General features: G+C 61.6%; 17 protein-coding genes. 9 read left to right on the top strand and 8 right to left on the bottom strand.

What is annotated here, in order from left to right:
* Nucleotides 1-95: 95 nt before the first annotated feature.
* Entirely contained in the window at nucleotides 96-2,285 is a 2,190-nt protein-coding gene (locus ACP7E3_RS17665; protein WP_046382497.1) for a patatin-like phospholipase family protein, read from the bottom strand.
* An 84-nt stretch (nucleotides 2,286-2,369) separates the two neighbouring features.
* Here ACP7E3_RS17665 and ACP7E3_RS17670 point away from each other — a divergent pair, with 84 nt between their 5' ends.
* Nucleotides 2,370-2,657 carry a SelT/SelW/SelH family protein gene (locus ACP7E3_RS17670; RefSeq protein WP_046382498.1) on the top strand — a complete coding sequence of 96 codons (288 nt, stop codon included), beginning with the start codon at nucleotides 2,370-2,372 and terminating at the stop codon, nucleotides 2,655-2,657.
* 41 nt (nucleotides 2,658-2,698) lie between these two features.
* Here the strand turns inward: ACP7E3_RS17670 and ACP7E3_RS17675 are convergent, their stop codons facing one another.
* From ACP7E3_RS17675 to ACP7E3_RS17685, 3 genes are all read right to left on the bottom strand, one after another.
* A complete protein-coding gene (locus tag ACP7E3_RS17675; protein ID WP_046488286.1) occupies nucleotides 2,699-2,980 on the bottom strand; it encodes a hypothetical protein in 282 nt (93 codons plus the stop codon).
* 127 nt (nucleotides 2,981-3,107) lie between these two features.
* Nucleotides 3,108-3,992, bottom strand: coding sequence for a DMT family transporter (locus ACP7E3_RS17680; protein ID WP_046382500.1), 885 nt, complete (start codon nucleotides 3,990-3,992; stop codon nucleotides 3,108-3,110).
* Between the two features lie 96 nt (nucleotides 3,993-4,088).
* Entirely contained in the window at nucleotides 4,089-4,841 is a 753-nt protein-coding gene (locus ACP7E3_RS17685) for an AraC family transcriptional regulator (protein WP_057003857.1), read from the bottom strand.
* Nucleotides 4,842-4,978: 137 nt separating this feature from the next.
* On the opposite strand from ACP7E3_RS17685, the gene ACP7E3_RS17690 reads away from it, so the two are divergent.
* On the top strand, nucleotides 4,979-5,788 hold the full coding sequence (locus tag ACP7E3_RS17690) for a UDP-2,3-diacylglucosamine diphosphatase (protein WP_017845355.1): 810 nt from the start codon (nucleotides 4,979-4,981) through the stop codon (nucleotides 5,786-5,788).
* Between the two features lie 130 nt (nucleotides 5,789-5,918).
* Here ACP7E3_RS17690 and ACP7E3_RS17695 read toward each other — a convergent pair whose 3' ends face one another.
* The 3 genes from ACP7E3_RS17695 to phhA form a co-directional block, all read right to left on the bottom strand.
* Entirely contained in the window at nucleotides 5,919-7,115 is a 1,197-nt protein-coding gene (locus tag ACP7E3_RS17695) for an amino acid aminotransferase (RefSeq protein WP_046382502.1), read from the bottom strand.
* A complete protein-coding gene (locus ACP7E3_RS17700) occupies nucleotides 7,115-7,471 on the bottom strand; it encodes a 4a-hydroxytetrahydrobiopterin dehydratase (RefSeq protein WP_017845357.1) in 357 nt (118 codons plus the stop codon). Before ACP7E3_RS17700 ends, ACP7E3_RS17695 begins: the two co-directional genes overlap by 1 nt.
* A 105-nt stretch (nucleotides 7,472-7,576) precedes the next feature.
* Nucleotides 7,577-8,368, bottom strand: coding sequence for a phenylalanine 4-monooxygenase (phhA, locus tag ACP7E3_RS17705; protein ID WP_046382503.1), 792 nt, complete (start codon nucleotides 8,366-8,368; stop codon nucleotides 7,577-7,579).
* A 256-nt stretch (nucleotides 8,369-8,624) separates the two neighbouring features.
* Here phhA and ACP7E3_RS17710 point away from each other — a divergent pair, with 256 nt between their 5' ends.
* Nucleotides 8,625-10,208: a sigma-54-dependent phenylalanine hydroxylase transcriptional regulator PhhR gene (locus ACP7E3_RS17710; RefSeq protein ID WP_017845359.1), complete on the top strand. Its 1,584-nt coding sequence runs from the start codon at nucleotides 8,625-8,627 to the stop codon at nucleotides 10,206-10,208.
* 42 nt (nucleotides 10,209-10,250) lie between these two features.
* On the opposite strand, the gene ACP7E3_RS17715 is transcribed toward ACP7E3_RS17710, so the two are convergent.
* The gene (locus tag ACP7E3_RS17715) at nucleotides 10,251-11,039 is read right to left on the bottom strand and encodes a hypothetical protein (protein WP_426123868.1); all 789 of its coding nucleotides are present in this window, start codon (nucleotides 11,037-11,039) and stop codon (nucleotides 10,251-10,253) included.
* 597 nt (nucleotides 11,040-11,636) lie between these two features.
* On the opposite strand from ACP7E3_RS17715, the gene ACP7E3_RS17720 reads away from it, so the two are divergent.
* The 6 genes from ACP7E3_RS17720 to flgK all read left to right on the top strand — a co-directional run bounded on the left by ACP7E3_RS17720 (nucleotide 11,637) and on the right by flgK (nucleotide 18,418).
* Nucleotides 11,637-12,377, top strand: coding sequence for a flagellar basal body rod protein FlgF (locus ACP7E3_RS17720; protein WP_046382505.1), 741 nt, complete (start codon nucleotides 11,637-11,639; stop codon nucleotides 12,375-12,377).
* Nucleotides 12,378-12,444: 67 nt separating this feature from the next.
* A complete protein-coding gene (flgG, locus tag ACP7E3_RS17725; RefSeq protein ID WP_046382506.1) occupies nucleotides 12,445-13,230 on the top strand; it encodes a flagellar basal-body rod protein FlgG in 786 nt (261 codons plus the stop codon).
* A 53-nt stretch (nucleotides 13,231-13,283) separates the two neighbouring features.
* The gene (flgH, locus tag ACP7E3_RS17730) at nucleotides 13,284-13,979 is read left to right on the top strand and encodes a flagellar basal body L-ring protein FlgH (protein ID WP_046382507.1); all 696 of its coding nucleotides are present in this window, start codon (nucleotides 13,284-13,286) and stop codon (nucleotides 13,977-13,979) included.
* 27 nt (nucleotides 13,980-14,006) lie between these two features.
* Nucleotides 14,007-15,095 carry a flagellar basal body P-ring protein FlgI gene (locus tag ACP7E3_RS17735; protein WP_164887039.1) on the top strand — a complete coding sequence of 363 codons (1,089 nt, stop codon included), beginning with the start codon at nucleotides 14,007-14,009 and terminating at the stop codon, nucleotides 15,093-15,095.
* Between the two features lie 4 nt (nucleotides 15,096-15,099).
* Nucleotides 15,100-16,365, top strand: a complete 1,266-nt coding sequence (gene flgJ, locus ACP7E3_RS17740) for a flagellar assembly peptidoglycan hydrolase FlgJ (protein ID WP_046382509.1) — start codon at nucleotides 15,100-15,102, stop codon at nucleotides 16,363-16,365.
* Between the two features lie 10 nt (nucleotides 16,366-16,375).
* Nucleotides 16,376-18,418, top strand: coding sequence for a flagellar hook-associated protein FlgK (flgK, locus tag ACP7E3_RS17745; protein ID WP_426123872.1), 2,043 nt, complete (start codon nucleotides 16,376-16,378; stop codon nucleotides 18,416-18,418).
* Nucleotides 18,419-18,422: the final 4 nt, after the last annotated feature.

The raw sequence follows: 18,422 nt of genomic DNA on the forward strand, positions 1-18,422 counted from the left end.
CCTGCGATAACGGACATTCAGTCAATTGATCTGGCGACTGAAATACCGCCATCGCAAGCCAGCCAGCTCCCATCTTGGTTTTTACGGTCAGCGTTTCAGAAGGTCTGGCCGAGGTTCAGGTACACCGCCTGCTGATTGTCGTCGTTGAACCCGTAGCTGAAATTCAGCGGCCCCAACGGTGTGTCGAAGCCCAGGAAAATACTCGCGGCGTTGATATAACCGCTGTCGAACTCATTGTCGTTGTTCCACGCCCGTCCGCGTTCCAGCGACGCGCCCAGGTACAGCGGGAAATCCAGCGGCAAGTATGAGCGCGGCGTCAGGCGGCGGTAGTACACGGCGCGCATCAAGCTGACGTTCTGCCCCGAGATCGCGTCCTGGCGGAAGCCTGACAGCTGCCGTGCGCCGCCCAGTAGGAAGCTGGATATCACCACGTCCGTATTGTCCATGGTGCGTCCGTAACGGCCGCCCAGTACGAGTGTGTCCGGGCCGTGGCTCATGGCCTTGTCCAGCTTGAATTCCCATTGCCGGTAGCGTTGATCGGACCCCAGCCCCGGTTCGAATTCGCGCCAAGCCAGGCCGATGTCTTCGCCGGTGTGGGGGAAGTACACGTTGTCCAGGGAGTCGAAGGAGTACTTCAGTTCGTAGAAGCCTTCGCTGAAGCTCACGCTTGGCAGGTCGCGGTCGCCGATGCGTACATCCGCCTTGCCCCAGGCTTCGCCGACGCCGAAACGCAGCTCGCCACTGTTGCCGATCTGGCGCCCGACGTTCAGGCCGAAACCGTAGCGTTCCAGGCGGTATTCGGAGATGGGGTCGTTGTCCAGAATCAGTTCGACATTCTGCGCCTGGGCCTTGAGGTAAGGGGCGACGAAATAGCGCGAGCCGGTGTCCATCGGTTGGTAGAACTCGCTGTACAGCTCTTGCCGATCGCCGATCTGCACCCGCGTCAGCCATTCCGCGCCGAGGCGGTTGATGCCATTCATGCGGTAGCTGGCGCCGAGGTTGAAGGCGCTGTCGCCACGCATGTCGTCCGACAGGTTCAGGCCCAGGCGCAGGTAGTCGGTGCCGCTGCGTTTGCCGCGTGCGCTGATCACCAGGGTGTTGTCGTGGCCTTTTTTCACCACGCGGTATTGCACCTGTTCAAAGTAATCCAGGCCATACAAGGTGCCCATGTCCACTTGCAGGCGGCTCAGGTTCAGCGGCTCGCCGAGGGTTTGGTGGATGTAATAGCGGATCACGTCGTCGCTGACTTTCGAGTCGTTCTCCACGCTGATCGCAGTGATGATCGGAGTCCGTTCGCCCGGCGCGCGCGCGGCCACCAGTTCCGGGTCGATCGGCTCGGCGGGACGCAGGTGGGCCAGGCGCACATCGAGGGCGCGGGTGGCGCGGTAGCCGGCGTCGATCATGTCCTTGGCGCGGCCGAAGTCGGTGACGCCGTAGGCGGCCAGAGGCGGCTGGATCAGCACATCCTTGGGGTGCAGGGCCTTGAGTTGTTCTTCGGAATTGCGCCGGGTCATCAGGGTGATGGACTGGTTGAGCACGTCCACCACCGTGGCCAGTTGCTTGCGCGAGCGCAGCGGCGTGCCGATGTCCACCACGATGGCGATGTCGACGCCCATCTCCCGCGCCACGTCCAGCGGGATGTTATCGGTCATGCCGCCGTCCACCAGCAGCCGGCCGTCGAGTTCCACTGGCGCGAACACGGCCGGGATCGACATGCTGGCGCGGATCACCTGGGGCAGGTGGCCTTTGCTGAACACCACTTTTTCGCCGGTGGTGATATCGGTTGCGACGGCGCGAAAGGGGATCGGCAGCTTGTCGAAATTTCGCGTGTTGCTGCTGTGGGCAAACATGCTTTCCAGCAGCAGCGCGAGGTTCTGGCCCTGGATGACGCCCAGCGGCAGGCCGAGGCTGCCATCGTCGCGGAAACTGAGTTTCTGCTTGACCAGGAAGTCCCGGTCATCCTGCTTGCGGCGAAACGGTACGTCCTCCCGGGGTGGCGCATCGGAGAGTGCCTGCTGCCAATCGATACCCAGTGCGAGCTTTTCCAGCTCATCGATCTTGTAGCCCGACGCGTACAACCCGCCGATCACCGCGCCCATGCTGGTGCCGGCAATTGCATCGATATGAATCCCCTGTTCCTCCAGGGCCTTGAGCACGCCGATGTGGGCCAGCCCGCGCGCGGCGCCGCCGGACAGCACCAGGCCGATTTTCGGGCGTGGGGTTTCAACCGCCTCGGCAAGAAGGGGCAGCAGGCACAGCAACAGGCAGGACAACAGGCGGCGCATCATGAATCTCAGGGCTGGACGATAAAGGCCGGTATTATAGCCACCCGACCCTCCCAGCCCGTTACGCCAGGAACCTGTCAAATTATGTCGCCGAACAAACCCGAGATCGTCATCACCTATTGCACCCAGTGCCAGTGGCTGTTGCGCGCCGCATGGTTGGCCCAGGAACTGTTGAGTACCTTTGCCGACGACCTGGGCAAAGTGGCGCTGGAACCGGCTACCGGCGGCGCTTTTCGCATCACCTGCGACGGTGTGCAGATCTGGGAGCGTAAGGCTGACGGCGGCTTTCCGGAGGCCAAGGTGCTCAAGCAGCGCGTGCGCGACCAGATCGACCCGCAGCGCGACCTGGGGCACAACGATCGCAAGGTGTGAAGGTCACCGCCGCACAGGGGCGGTGACCGGGCGATGCGCCCCTACTTGGCGGCCATCTTGCTCTTGATGAAACCGACGACCCACGTCAGCACCAGGCCGCCGACGCCACCGCCAACGATGTTGCTGCCGACCGTCGCCACATCCATGGCTTCGCCGCCGGATGTGCCCGTCAGCGCCGAGACGAGCTGGCCCAGCACCAGGCCGCCGACACCGCCGAGGAAGGTATTGAGCCCGGTGCCCAGGCTCTGCTTGGTCATCCCCGCCAGATTACCGCCGACGGCACCGCTGATGATCTGAACCAGCAAGCTGATAAGTGTTTCCATGATGCAACTCCTGCATAGCGTTAATGGCGTGACCACTCGCTTGCAGCACCGTTAAACACCCTGGCTGTCGTCGAGAAGTCTTTATCCGTCGACGACGACACACTGTTGCGGATGGGCAGAGTATAGATCAGGCCGTTGCAGCCGGCTGTTTGGCCTGGCTGGCGCTGCCCAGCAGGCCGGAAAGCACGATGGCGACGATGATCAGCGCGCCGCCCAGCAGCATGCGCAAGGTCGGGGTTTCGGCAAACAGCAGCCAGGCGACGGTGATGCCGTAGACCGGTTCCATGGCGAACACCACCGACGCGGTGCGGGCCTTGATCACCGCGAGGCTGGCGACAAACAGGCTGTGGGCCAGGCCGGTACAGAACACGCCGAGCAGGCCGATCCACAGCCAGTCGAGCGCGCGCACATCCGCCAGCCCCGGCGCCGCCACGGGCAGCAGGCACAGCGCGACCACCACGTTCTGGCACAGCGCCGCCTGTACCGCTGGAACCCGCCCGGAGCTGGCGCGGTTATTCAGTGACAGCAGGGAGAACAGCAATCCCGAGGCGATGCCCCAGAGCAGGCCGCCCGTGGCTTGGCTGGCGAGGTTGAAGTCCGGTGTCACCAGCACCAGGCCCACCGTGACCAGGGCCACCAGCAGCACTTCGTTGGCGCGGATGCGCTCGCGGAAGATCAAGCCTTCGAGGATCACGGTAAACGCCGGGAACGCGGTAAACCCCAGGGTGGCGACGGCCACGCCGGCGACCTTGACCGCGATGAAGAACGTGACCCAGTGCGCCGCCAGCAATACACCGCTGATCAGCAGCCGGCGCCAGTCGCGCATCTGCAGCTGTTTCCACGGCGCATTGCTGGCGAACCGCGCAAAGATCGCCAGGGCAATCACCGCAAACGCGGCACGGCCGAACACGATGATGGTCGGCGAGGCGGCCGCGAGTTTGCCGAATACGCCGGTGAGGCCAAACATCAATGCGCCGATATGCAGGGCGCCGAGGGCTGAGCGGGGAGTCATTGCGATCCTTGAAACAACGGGGTGACAGGCGCGCAGTCTAGAGGCTCGGAACGTGAGTGTCTGTCGCCCGACTGGCGATTTTTAGCGCAGGACTCGCTATTTTGTGGTGCGCCGCAGCGCGCTGGGCGCGGCGCCGAATTCGCGCAGCATCGCAGCGGCAAACGCGCTTTGCGAGGCATAGCCGACGCGCTCGGCAATTTCGCCGATGGGCAACGGCGTTTCCCTTAACAGGCCCAAGGCCTTATGCAGGCGGCGACTGCGGATGAAGTCCATGGGCGTCTGCCCGCACTCGGCGATGAAACGGGCATGCAGGCGCGCCACCGACAGGTCGGCGAGGCGTGCCAGGTCCGCGACTTGCAGAGGGTGGGCGGCGTGCCGTTCGATATGTGCATTGAACGCGGCGTAGGGCAGGCGGCGGCCCGGCACGCTGGGGGGCAGCGGATGATTGAGGCTGGCCAGCAGCAGTACCGCGCCTTGCTGGACGATCAGCGGGTCGTCCACCGGGCTGTGCGCCAGCCATTGCACCAACTGGCTTTGCCGCGAATCCAGGGCCAGACGCGCCGGTTGGTCGAGCAGGCGGCGGCTGGCATCGGCATGCTCGCCCAACGATTGCAGCACCCAGTGTTCGGTGGGCACGTCCAGCACCAGGCATCGGCTGCCATCGCGACTGCCGCAGGTGTGGTGGGCCGAGAAGGGCAACACCATCACGCTGCTCTCGCGGACCTGGCTGCCGCGCCCTTCCACTTCAAGGTCCAGGTGCCCGGACAGGCCGAAGACCAACTGCGCATGGTCATGGCTGTGGGCAATGGGTGCTTCGATGTAGTGGCGTAGCGTGAGGGACGCTCTCATCGCGCTCTCCTGGGCAGCAGGTTGCCAGTCTACAACGCTTCGCCGTCGGCGGGCGCTGTCATCAGACTGACGCACAGCTGTCATGGGCTATTAATCGCCAGGGCGCAAGCTCGCGAAAACACCGTCGAGGGATGCCCATGACCCGTGCCGAATTCGCTACACCCAGCCGCAAGCAACGGGTTCGTACCCTGTGGATTTCCGATGTACATCTGGGCACTCGGGATTGCCAGGCCGAACACTTGGCGCAATTCCTCAAGGGCTACCACGCCGACAAGGTGTACCTGGTGGGCGATATCATTGACGGTTGGAAACTGCGCGGCGGCATGTATTGGCCCCAGGCCCATACCAACGTGATCCGCCGCCTGTTGACCATGGCCAAGCGCGGCACCGAGGTGATCTATGTCACCGGCAACCACGACGAGTTCCTGCGTCGCTACTCCAAGCTGATCTTGGGCAACATCCAGTTGGTGGACGAAGCCATCCATGTCACCGCCGATGGCCGCCATCTCCTGGTGATCCACGGCGACCAGTTCGATGTGATCACGCGTTATCACCGCTGGCTGGCGTTCCTCGGCGACTCGGCCTACGAGTTCACCCTGACGTTGAACCGTTGGTTGAATCACTGGCGTGCGCGGTATGGCTACGGTTACTGGTCGCTGTCGGCGTATCTGAAGCACAAGGTGAAGACGGCGGTGAGCTTTATCAGCGATTTCGAAGAAGCCATCGCCCATGAAGTGACCCGGCGCGAATTGCATGGGGTGGTGTGCGGGCATATTCACCATGCGGAGATTCGCAAGGTGGGCGAGGTGGATTACCTCAACTGCGGGGATTGGGTGGAGTCGTGCTCGGCGTTGATCGAACACTGGGATGGGCATATCGAGTTGTATCGGTTGGCGGATGCGCAGGCCAAAGAGGCGCTGCTGAAATCGGAGATGGTCGCGGGTTAAGGCCTGGCTCGGCCCAACAAGTGGGAGCGGGCTTGCTCGCGATCGCGCAGTGTCAGTCACTGTATTTGGCGACTGATCCATTGCTATCGGGAGCAAGCCCCCTCCCACATTGGGCTTTGCATTTCTTCGGTTAAGTGTGCGAAACGTCTGCAATGGCTTGCGCCAGCAGCGTCAATCGCGTCGCATCGATCCCCGCGACGTTGGCCCGCCCCGAACTGACCATATACACGCTGTGTTTCTCGCGCAGTTGCTTGACCTGTTCGGCGTTCAAGCCGGTATAGGAAAACATCCCACGTTGCGCGCCGATATGTGCAAAGCGTTCGGCCAGCCCGTGTGGCGCGAGGGCCTCCACGAGCCCGGCGCGTAACTGTGCGATGCGCGAGCGCATGGCTTCGACTTCGTCGCTCCACTGTGCCTTCAGCTTGGCATCGCCGAGGATCGTCGCGACGACTGCCGCGCCGTGATCCGGCGGAGTCGACCACAGGTTGCGCGCGATATTCGCCAACTGGCTGCGCACATCCGTCAGCTTTTCGGCATCCGCCGCACACACGATCAGCGCGCCGACACGGTCGCTATACAGGCCGAAGTTCTTCGAGCAGGAGCTGGTGATCAACACTTCCGGCAGCTCGCTCGCGAACAGGCGCACCGCCCAGGCATCCTGCTCCAGGCCGTCGCCAAAGCCCTGGTAGGCGAAGTCGATCAGCGGCAGCAGGTGGCGCTCGCGCACGATCTGCAGGACCTGGCGCCAGTCAGCCTGGGACAGGTCGAAACCGGTCGGGTTATGGCAGCAGGCGTGCAGCAGCACCACGTCGCCCTCGGGCACCGTGGATAAGGTCGCCAGCATCGCGCTCACATCCAGGTGATTGTCCGCACCGACGTAAGGGTAGTGACTGACCTTGATCCCGGCCTTGGCGAAGATGCTTTCGTGGATCGGCCAGGTCGGGTTGCTCAGCCATACGCCGCGGCCGGGCAGGCTGTGGGCGATAAAGTCGGCGCTCAGGCGCAGGGCGCCGGTGCCGCCTGGAGTCTGGGTCGCACCGGCACGGTGTGCGCGCAGCAGCGTGGACTCGGCGCCGAGCACCAGTTCGCTGATCAATCTGCCGAACGCAGCGTCGCCGTGGCCGCCAATGTAGGTCTTGGTGGTTTGCTGCTCCACCAGGCGCTGCTCGGCGAGTTTCACGGAAGGGAGGATCGGTGTCAGCCCCTGGTCGTCCTTGTACACGCCCACGCCGAGGTCGAACTTGTTCGGGTTGGCATCCTGGGCATACAGGTCCATCAGCCCGAGGATCGGGTCGCCGGGCACGCGGCCAATCGCATCGAAGTGCATTATTTGCGGCCCTCGGCATCCTTGGCCACTTCGTCGGTGCGCGCGGCCATGATGAAGTCGTTGCGGTGCAGGCCTTTGATGGAGTGGCTCCACCAGGTCACCGTGACCTTGCCCCACTCGGTGAGCAGGCCTGGGTGGTGACCTTCGGCTTCGGAAATGGCGCCCATGGCGTTGGTAAAGGCCAGGGCGAACTTGAAGTTCTTGAACAGGAAAACCTTTTCCAGTTGCATGACGCCATCGCGGACTTCGATGTTCCAGTCGGGGATCTGCTTGAGCAGCACCGGCAGTTCTTCATCGCTGACTTGCGGGGCATCGGCGCGGCAGGCTTCGCAGTGGGCTTGGTTCAAGGTGGTCATGTGGGGTGTCCTGAATTCGAGTGTCTGGAAAACGGTCGTCAGTGGCGTCACCCTAAAGCAACGCGGGGCCAGGGAACAGATTCACCTGGTATCAAAACCTACGGTTCACGCCGCTTTGGGTTTGGGTGGGAACTTCGGTGCGTGCAGACCCAACTGCATGCCGCGCTCGACCATGCCCATGATGTCTTCCTGGGCGACATCGAACAGGCGCTTGAGCTCGGGCAAGACAAAATATAGCGGTTGCAGGATGTCGATGCGATACGGTGTACGCATCGCCTCCAGCGGGTCGAAGGCCTGGTGCTCGGGTTCGGACGACAGGCTGTACACCGTTTCCTTGGGCGACGACAAAATACCGCCACCGTAGATGCGCCGGCCTGCGGGCGTATCCACCAGGCCAAACTCGATGGTCATCCAGTACAGGCGCGCCAGGTACACGCGCTGCTCTTTGGTGGCCGCGAGGCCGAGCTTGCCGTAGGTGTGGGTGAATTCGGCGAACCAGGGATTGGTCAGCAGTGGGCAGTGGCCGAAGATCTCGTGGAAAATATCCGGCTCTTGCAGGTAGTCCAGTTCTTCGCGGGTGCGAATAAAAGTCGCCACCGGAAACTGCTTGTTGGCGAGTAATTCAAAGAACGTCTGGAAGGGGATCAGCGCCGGCACGCGGGCGACTTGCCAGCCGGTGGTCTCGGCCAGCACCGTGTTGATTTCGCTCAGTTGCGGGATGCGGTCCAGGGGCAGGCCGAGCTTGTCGATGCCGTCCAGGTATTCCTGGCAGGCCCGGCCCTCGATCACCTTCAACTGGCGTGTGATCAGGGTGTTCCACACCGCGTGTTCTTCCGGCGGGTAGTGGATAAAACCTTGCGCATCGGGCTCGCGGGCCACGTAGTGCGTCTGCTTCATACGGCTCTCCTGCTAGGCATTCGTTCTTGTTATGTCCTGCGATGTACGTATTGATAACCCGATTGGGGTGAGATTCCAGCGGCCTGCGCAAGGGGGCCGTAGGAAAATTTACCGATATTCGTAAAGTATTCGTTACGGATTGGCCGTTCATTGACGCGTCGGGCTGTGAAAAGACGGCTGACTGTCACATAATCTTGACGACTATCTGCGCCCAGCGACAAAAAGACGCGGCGCCTACCCTTCTTCGGGCCTTTTCATGCGTATCAAAGTGCATTGCCAGAACCGCATCGGCATCCTGCGGGACATTCTCAACCTGTTGGTGGAGTACGGCGTCAACGTCGCCAAGGGCGAGGTCGGCGGTGAGCATGGCAATGCCATCTACCTGTTCTGTCCGAATCTGGTGAACATGCAATTCCAGGCGTTGCGCCCGCAGTTCGAGGCGATTGCCGGGGTGTTTGGCGTAAAGCGTGTGGGGCTCATGCCCAGTGAACGTCGGCACATGGAGCTCAATGCGTTGCTCGGGGCCCTGGAGTTTCCGGTGCTGTCCATCGACATGGGGGGCTCGATCGTCGCCGCCAACCGCGCGGCCGCGCAGTTGCTCGGGGTGCGGGTGGACGAGGTGCCGGGCATCCCGCTGTCGCGTTACGCCGAGGATTTCGACTTACCGGAACTGGTGCGCGCGAGCAAATCGCGGATCAATGGCCTGCGGGTCAAGGTCAAGGGTGACGTATTCCTGGCGGACATCGCGCCGTTGCAATCCGCCGAACACGACGACAGCGAAGCCATGGCCGGCGCAGTGTTGACCCTGCACCGTGCCGACCGCGTCGGTGAGCGCATCTACAATGTGCGCAAGCAGGAGCTGCGTGGCTTCGACAGCATCTTCCAGAGTTCCAAGGTCATGGCTGCCGTGGTCCGTGAGGCCCGACGCATGGCGCCGCTGGATGCGCCGCTACTAATAGAAGGCGAAACCGGCACCGGCAAGGAGCTGCTTGCCCGCGCCTGTCACTTGGCCAGCCCTCGTGGCCAATCGCCGTTGATGGCGCTCAATTGTGCCGGTTTGCCGGAGTCGATGGCCGAGACCGAGCTGTTCGGCTACGGCCCCGGCGCTTTTGAAGGGGCACGGGCCGAGGGCAAGCTGGGGCTGCTGGAGCTGACGGCGGGCGGTACGCTATTTCTTGATGGCGTCGGGGAAATGAGCGCACGCCTGCAGGTGAAGTTGCTGCGGTTCCTGCAGGACGGTTGCTTTCGCCGAGTCGGCAGCGATGAAGAGGTGTACCTGGATGTGCGGGTGATCTGCGCAACCCAGGTGGACCTCTCGGAACTCTGCGCGCGGGGCGAATTCCGTCAGGACCTTTATCACCGCCTGAACGTGCTGTCGCTGCATATCCCGCCGCTGCGCGAATGCCTCGATGGCCTGGCGCCGCTGGTGGAACACTTCCTCGATCAAGCCAGCCGGCAGATCGGCTGCCCGTTGCCCAAACTGGCTTCGGCGGCCATGGAGCGACTCAGCCATTACCACTGGCCGGGCAATGTACGGCAGCTGGAAAACGTCCTGTTCCAGGCGGTGTCGCTGTGTGAGGGCGGGACGGTCAAGGCTGAACACATTCGTCTGCCGGACTATGGCGTGCGTCAGCCGCTTGGCGATTTCTCTCTGGAGGGCGGCCTGGAAGCCATCGTCGGCCGGTTTGAAAAGGCCGTGCTGGAAAGTCTGTATGCCGAACATCCCAGCAGTCGGCAGTTGGGCAAGCGCTTGGGCGTCTCCCATACAACGATTGCCAACAAGTTGCGGGATTATGGTTTGGGCAAGGAGGGCAAAACCCCTGAACACGCTGCTCGATAGACGCCATGTCCAGGGTTTTCTGCGAGGGGTGACACGGCGGCGTCAATACATCGCGTAGCTTGGATCTTGATGGATGAGCACGGTGTCATCTGTTTTTTTCTCAACCCAGGCCATGTAAGGCGCTTCATTGGGTGGGGGGGAAAAGAGTGTGGTCAGTGCGTAGTCTTTATGGTTCTGCAGTTTTTCAAGGCTCTGATTGATCTCCGGGGGAAGGCGCCCGTACTTTCCGGATCTCAGTTCGTTGGCAGAAATCCCTTCGTTGTTATAGGTGGGTATAAGCATTGATAAGTCGATATGTTCAAGCAACGCTGAGCCATTGGGCGGAAATACCGTCCCCTCTGTAGAACTTTCGATTTCAATGGGGCTGCCGCCGTTTTCAGGGAACCATGCCAATGATCCGCTTATTGAGTCATTCTCCTCTTTAACGCGAGAGACCAATTGGTAGTTTTGGTTCTTATCCAGTTTTTCCAGTTCCCTGAGTGCGCTGTGCGATAACGCTCCAAACTTGCCGCTGCGTACATCGTTGGCGGACACGCCCAGGCCGGTCTCGATGGTCCTGCCGGGGATGTTGTCCAGCAGCTCCAGGAACGCCGAGGTCGTCGGGTCTAGGTCGCAACAGGGCGGCAGTGTCCCGGCATCGTACTCCCCAGCTCGGCTTTCCCAGTATTCTTTATTGTTAGGATTCAGCTCCGGGCGTACCTCCAACTCGCGCCGTTGTTCGGGTGATAGGCTGCTTAATGGCTCGAATCGGTCTAGAATTTCGTTATAAGAAAATTGTTTTTGCCAAGTTGTCGTCATGTGCGTATGGGGTGCATTATCAATACCAGGCATTTCAGTATCCTTGGAAAATAATAAGTTGATAAGGTGCGAGTGATCGGGAAGTAGTCGTGACCGCTTTGCGACGCACCGAAGTTACGGGTGCTGTATTTGAACGCCAAGTGGGTTTTGATCAGTAAATGTAAAAAGCTATCGGACTATTCTTGTTTGGAGTTGGCTTTGTCTGGGTTTTATAAAAATCAAGCCAGCTACATATGTACTCACGCATTTACCGGGCCGTCAGGCATATGGTTTTTTTGGCGCTTGTAATGGTCGGACAACAAAACCTCGGCCCCATCGTTTCGAGGTGGCCAACGGGGAGGGCAAGTGCCCAGTGGCTTGCCAAGTGTTTCAGCGGTTCGGCGTGCTCCGCGCTCCACCCATGCGTAGCGCTTGAGCGCCGGGAAAAGCCTGCGGGACACCAAGCGTTGCCGTCTGCGGCATAACTCCGCCGTTTTTTCGACTCCGCCTGGGCCTGCCTTTTTTCACGCCTTGCCGCAAACCCTTGCCCCGCCTGGGCTTTCTGCACTTTTTGAAAGTTGGTTCGCAAATTGCTTAAGCCTCATCAGTACAGCGGTGGGCGGCAAGCGTCCGTCAGAAAGAGGATAGAGCGTGGACAAGTACCTTTACGTGGCAATGACCGGCGCCAGCCAGAATGCTCTGGCGCAGAAGGCCCATGCCAACAATCTGGCGAACATTTCCACCAACGGCTTCCAGCGTGACCTTGAGCAGGCGCGCTCGATGCCGGTGTTCGGTGACAGCTTTCCGGCGCGGGCGTTTGCCATGACCGAGCGGCCTGCCACCGACTTCTCTCCGGGTGCCATGATCGAAACCGGTCGTGACCTCGATGTGGCGGTCAGCGGTGACGGTTGGATGGCCGTGCAAACCCCCGATGGCAGCGAAGCCTACGTGCGCAGCGCCAGCATGAATGTGGATGCGCTCGGCGTGCTGCGGGCCGGCAATGGCATGCCGATCATGGGCAACGGTGGTCCGATCGCCGTGCCGCCGCAGCAGAAGATCGAAGTAGGCGCCGACGGCACCGTCAGCATCCGCGCAATGGGTGAAGGCCCGCGGGTGATGGCTGAAGTGGACCGGATCAAGCTGGTCCAGCCCGACCTCAAGAACATGACCAAAGGCCTGGACGGCACCATCCACACCAAGGACGGCCAGCCGGCCCAGGCCGACGCGAACGTCAAGCTGACCTCGGGGTTCCTGCAGGCGAGCAACGTCAATGCGGTGGAAGAAATGACCGCGGTGCTGGCGCTTTCCAAGCAGTTCGAGCTGCACATCAAGATGATGAACAGCGCTAAAGAAGACGACCAGGCCATGACCCGCGTTCTGGCGATGAGCTGATAGCGGTTTCACTGAATACTAATTTTGCGGCGCAGCGCCAACAAACAGGCGCACGAAGGAGAACAGCATGCTTCCGGCTCTATGGGTTGCCAAAACAGGTCTGTCCGCCCAGGACACCAACCTGACCACCATCTCCAACAACCTGGCGAACGTTTCGACCACGGGCTTCAAACGTGATCGCGCCGAGTTCCAGGACCTGCTCTATCAGATCAAGCGCCAGCCAGGCGCCCAGTCGACCCAGGACAGCGAACTGCCGTCGGGCCTGCAATTGGGTACCGGTGTGAAGATCGTCGGCACCCAGAAGAACTTCACGGCCGGTAACCTGCAGCAAACCGGTCAGCCTCTGGATATGGCGATCAACGGCAAAGGGTTCTTCCAGATCCTGCAACCAGACGGGACGACGTCCTACTCTCGTGATGGTTCTTTCCACCTGGACTCCAACGGCCAGATCGTCACGTCCAACGGTTTTGCCCTGGAACCGGCCATTATCGTGCCGGCCAATGCCCAGACCTTCACCGTCGGCAACGATGGCACCGTGTCCATCACCGTGGCGGGCAACCCGGCGTCGCAAGTGATCGGCAACCTGCAAACCGCCGACTTCATCAACCCGGCCGGCCTGCAAGCCATCGGCGGCAACCTGTTCCTGGAAACCGCCTCCAGTGGCGCGCCGCAAATCGGCACCCCGGGCCTGAACGGTTTTGGTACCACGCTGCAAAGCACCCTGGAAACCTCGAACGTCAGCACGGTGGAAGAGATGGTCAACATGATCACCACTCAGCGCGCCTACGAGATGAACTCCAAGGTGATTTCCACCGCCGACCAGATGCTTTCGTTCGTTACGCAGAATCTGTAATCAAGTCTATGGGGCGCTCCTGAGGGCGCCTGCAACACCGTGAGGTTAGGGTCATGAATCGCTATGTTTCCGTTCTGGCATTGAGTGGGATTGCCGTGCTCGCGGGCTGTGTCGCCCCGACGCCAAAACCCAATGACCCGTACTACGCGCCGGTGTTGCCACGCACACCGCTGCCGGCGGCGGCCAATAACGGCTCGATCTACCAGGCCGGTTTCGAACAGAACCTGTACGGCGACCGCAAGGCGTTCCGGGTCGGTGACATCATCACCATCACCCTCAACGAGAAGACCACGGCCAGCAAGAACGCCAACTCGCAGGTGGGCAAGACCAGCAAGACCGGTATTGGCCTGACCTCGTTGTTTGGTGCCGTGCCGAACACCAACAACCCCTTGGGCAGTGGCGACTTGAGTTTGAGCGCAGGCTACAGCGGTGACCGCGCCACCAACGGCAAGAGCTCCGCTGGACAGAACAACAGCCTGACCGGTTCGATCACCGTGACGGTGGCCGATGTATTGCCCAACGGCATCATCGCCGTGCGCGGTGAGAAGTGGATGACCCTCAACAGTGGTGACGAGCTGGTACGCATCGCCGGCATGGTCCGTGCCGATGACATTGCCACCGACAACACGGTGCCTTCGACGCGCATTGCCGATGCGCGCATTACCTACTCGGGTACGGGTTCGTTTGCTGATGCGAGTCAGCCGGGCTGGTTCGACCGTTTCTTCCTTAGCCCGCTGTTCCCTTTCTAGGTGGCCACTTTGAAATTCAAACAGCTGATGGCGGCGGCACTGTTGCTGTCCCTGAGCGCAGTCGCCCAGGCTGAACGCCTGAAAGACATCGCCAGCATTTCCGGCGTGCGTTCTAACCAGTTGATCGGCTACGGCCTGGTGGTCGGGCTTAACGGTACGGGTGACCAGACCACCCAGACCCCGTTCACCCTGCAGACCTTCAACAACATGCTCTCGCAGTTCGGCATCAAGGTGCCGTCGGGCTCGGGCACCGTGCAGCTGAAAAACGTCGCGGCCGTGTCCATCAGTGCCGATTTGCCGGCGTTCTCCAAGCCGGGTCAGGTGGTGGACATTACCGTGTCGTCCATCGGTAACTCGAAAAGCCTGCGCGGCGGCACCCTGTTGATGACGCCGCTCAAAGGTATCGACGGCAACGTCTACGCCATCGCCCAGGGCAACCTGGTGGTGGGCGGGTTTGACGCCGAAGGTCGCGACGGTTCGAAGATTACGGTGAACGTGCCATCGGCCGGGCGCATCCCTGGCGGCGCCACGGTTGAACGCACCGTGCCCAGCGGTTTCAACCAGGGCAACAGCCTGACCCTGAACCTCAACCGTTCCGACTTCACCACCGCCAAGCGCGTGGTCGACAAGATCAACGACATGCTCGGCCCTGGCGTCGCCCAGGCCATCGACGGCGGCTCGATCCGGGTCACTGCGCCGCTGGACCCAAGCCAGCGCGTGGATTACCTGTCGATCCTGGAAAACCTCGAGGTCGACCCCGGTCAGGCAGTGGCCAAGGTCATTATCAACTCGCGCACCGGCACTATCGTGATCGGCCAGAACGTCAAAGTGTCGCCGGCCGCGGTGACCCACGGCAGCCTGACCGTGACCATTACCGAAGACCCGATCGTCAGCCAGCCTGGGCCGTTGTCCAATGGCCAGACCGCCGTGGTACCGCGCTCGCGGGTGAACGCCCAGCAAGAAGCCAAGCCGATGTTCAAGTTCGGCCCCGGCACCACCCTGGACGAGATTGTCCGTGCGGTGAACCAGGTGGGCGCGGCGCCCGGCGACTTGATGGCGATCCTCGAAGCATTGAAACAGGCCGGCGCCTTGCAAGCCGACCTGATTGTGATCTGAGGCCATGGCCATGGATATGCGCAACAGCGGGATCAGCAGCACGGCGGACTCGGGGTCTTATTCCGACCTGAACCGGCTTAACCAGCTCAAGGTCGGCGCCGACAAGAACAGCGACGGCAACATGCGCAAAGTGGCGCAGGAGTTCGAGTCGCTGTTCCTCAGCGAGATGCTCAAGTCGATGCGCTCGGCCACCGACGCCCTGGGCAAGGACAATCCGCTGAACACTCCGGCCGCCAAGCAGTACCAGGAAATGTACGACCAGCAGTTGGCTGTCTCGATGTCCCGCGAAGGCGGTGGTATCGGCCTGGCCGACGTGCTGATGCGTCAGATGCAGAAGAACAAGCCGGTGGACGCCCAGGCGGCCACCTTGCAGGGCCCGGCGGCGGCTGAGCCGGTGAAGAAAGTCGACGTACCGACGGAAATCGCCGCCGGCACCCAGGCGACCGGGCCGCTGGGCCGCTCCAATGGCCAGCGCCCACTGTGGGCCTACCGCGTGGCTGTCCCCGAAGGCGCCAGCGCTCACACCAACGACGTGGCTCTGATGAACCAGCGCCGCCTCGCCTTGCCGAGCAAACTGACCGATCGACTGCTCGCCGGCATCGTGCCGAGCGCGCCGGTCGCGATCGATGCCAATCGCGCGCCACTGCGTAACAGCGTCGCCGATGACAACGTGATCAACAGCAGCGCACGCAGTTTTGCCGTGCCCAGCGGCCGCATGCAGGTCTACGGCCGCGCCGTGGCCCAGCCGCCGTTGGCCCCGGCGAAGAAAGCCTTCAGTTCCCAGGACGAATTTGTCGCCACCATGTTGCCGATGGCCAAGGCTGCCGCGGCGCGTATCGGTGTCGATCCGAAGTACCTGGTGGCCCAGGCCGCCCTGGAAACCGGTTGGGGCAAGTCGGTGATGCGCGCCGACGACGGCAGCAGCAGCCACAACCTGTTCGGTATCAAGGCCGGCCAGAGCTGGCAGGGCGGCCAGGCCCGTGCGATCACCAGCGAGTTTCGCGATGGCGCGATGGTCAAGGAAACGGCGCAGTTCCGTTCCTACGATTCCTACCAGGACAGCTTCCATGACCTGGTGACGTTGTTGCAAAGCAATGATCGCTATAAAGAAGTTGTGAAGTCAGCCGACAACCCGGAACAGTTTGTGCGCGAGTTGCAAAAAGCCGGCTATGCCACCGATCCGGATTACGCCAGCAAGATTTCGCAGATTGCCAAAACGATGAACAGCTACCAGAACTACGCTGCCGCGGGCGCGACCACTCATTTATAAGGTCTGAATCATGAGTTTGCTCAATATCGGGATGTCGGGGCTAAACGCCGCTCAAGGATCGTTGTCGGTCTTAAGTAACAACATCGCCAACGCCAATACCGCAGGCTACTCGCGTCAGCAGACCACTCAGAACGCCAGCGCTTCGAACCAGTACGGCGGTGTGTTCATCGGCAGTGGCACGACGTTGGCGGATGTGCGCCGGGTCTATAACGAATTCCTGGACGCGGCCTACCAGAACAGCACGTCGCTCAACAGCGATGCCAAGGCTTATGCCGATCAGGTCAGTGCTGTCGACAAGACCTTGTCGGACAAGACCACCGGCATGTCCTCGGTACTCAGTGCATTCTTCTCCGCGGTGCAGACCGCGGCCGCCAACCCCAGTGACACGGCCGCCCGGCAGGTGCTGCTGACCAGCGCGCAGACCCTGAGCAACCGGTTCAACTCGATCTCCTCCCAGTTGAACCAGCAGAAAGAGTCGATCAACGGCCAGTTGAGCACCATGAGTGATCAGGTCAATCAGTTGACCTCCTCGATTGCCTCGCTCAACAAGCAGATCAGTCAGGTCCAGGGCTCGACCAACACCGCGCCGGCCAATTTGCTGGATGCGCGTAATGAAGCCGTGCGCTCGCTCAATGAGCTGGTGGGGGTGACCACCAGTGAAAAGAACGGTGTGTTCAGTGTCAGCACCGGCTCGGGCCAGTCCCTGGTGCTGGGCGACCAGTCCAACAGCATTTCCGCCGTGCCGAGCAAGAGCGACACCAGCCAGTACACCATTGAGTTGAACGTGGGCGGCGGGACCTCTGTGGACCTGGGCAACGTGCTGTCCGGCGGCAGCATCGGCGGGTTGCTGCGTTATCGCAGTGATGCGCTGATGCCGGCCATCAACGATCTGGGGCGTATCGCCCTGGCGACGGCCGATACGGTCAACAATCAGTTGGGCCAAGGCCTGGACCTGAATGGCGACTTCGGCACCTCGCTGTTCAAGGACATCAACAGCGCGACAGCGATTGCCCAGCGCAGCCAGGGCGCCGTTGGTAACAGCAGTGCTGGCAACCTGAATGTGAGCATCGCCGATACCAGCAAGCTGTCGACCTATGACTATAAGGTCACCTTCAGCAGCGCCAACAATTACACCGTGGTGCGTTCCGACGGCAAGGCCATGGGCGCGTTCGACGTCACCACCACGCCGCCGCCGGTGATCGATGGGTTCACCTTGGCGTTGGATGGCAAGGGGGCGATGGCGGCGGGCGATAGCTTCAAGGTCAGCCCCACCGCGACTGGCGCCACCAATATCGGCACCGATATGACGGACTCCAATAAAATCGCGTTTGCCGGGCCTTTACTGGGCGAAAGCAGTAAAACCAATCAGGGGACTGGCACTTTCACACCACCGAGCCTGACGCTGCCGATCGACATTCATGGCGGTGCGACTACCGCTCAACTGCGCGCCGGGATTGAACACTCAATGCCGGTGAAGATGGTCTTCGGCAAGCCGGCAGCCGACGGTACCCAGGCCTACACGCTCAACGATGCTCAGGGCAACTCGATAGGCAGCGGCACGATTGTGCCGGGCCAGGGTAACAAGATCACCGTCAACGTACCGATGCGCGATGCCAGTGGTGCGCTCGTCGTACCGGCCGCGAGCTTCGGTTTCGATACGACCGTCGGCGGCTCGCCGACCGATGGCGACAGCACCACGTTCTCTTTCAATGCTTCCGGCAGGTCGGACAACCGCAATGCCCAGGAACTGCTCAATCTGCAGACCAAGGCCTCGGTCGGTCTGGCCGATGGCAGCGGGGGCGGGGTGAGCCTGGTCGCGGCCAACAGCCGCCTGGTGTCCACCGTGGGGGCCAAGGCCGCCTCGGCCACTACTGACACCACGGCCACCGGCGCGTTGTTGACGGCCAACAAAAACGCACGCAACTCGGTGTCCCAGGTCAACCTGGATGAAGAGGCGGGCGACATGATCAAGTTCCAGCAGTACTACACCGCGTCGTCGCAGATCATCAAGGCTGCGCAAGAAACCTTCACTACGCTGATCAATAGTCTTTAAGGGA

Source organism: Pseudomonas sp. PSPC2-3 (genome assembly GCF_049898265.1).
Taxonomy (GTDB): Bacteria; Pseudomonadota; Gammaproteobacteria; order Pseudomonadales; family Pseudomonadaceae; genus Aquipseudomonas; species Aquipseudomonas veronii.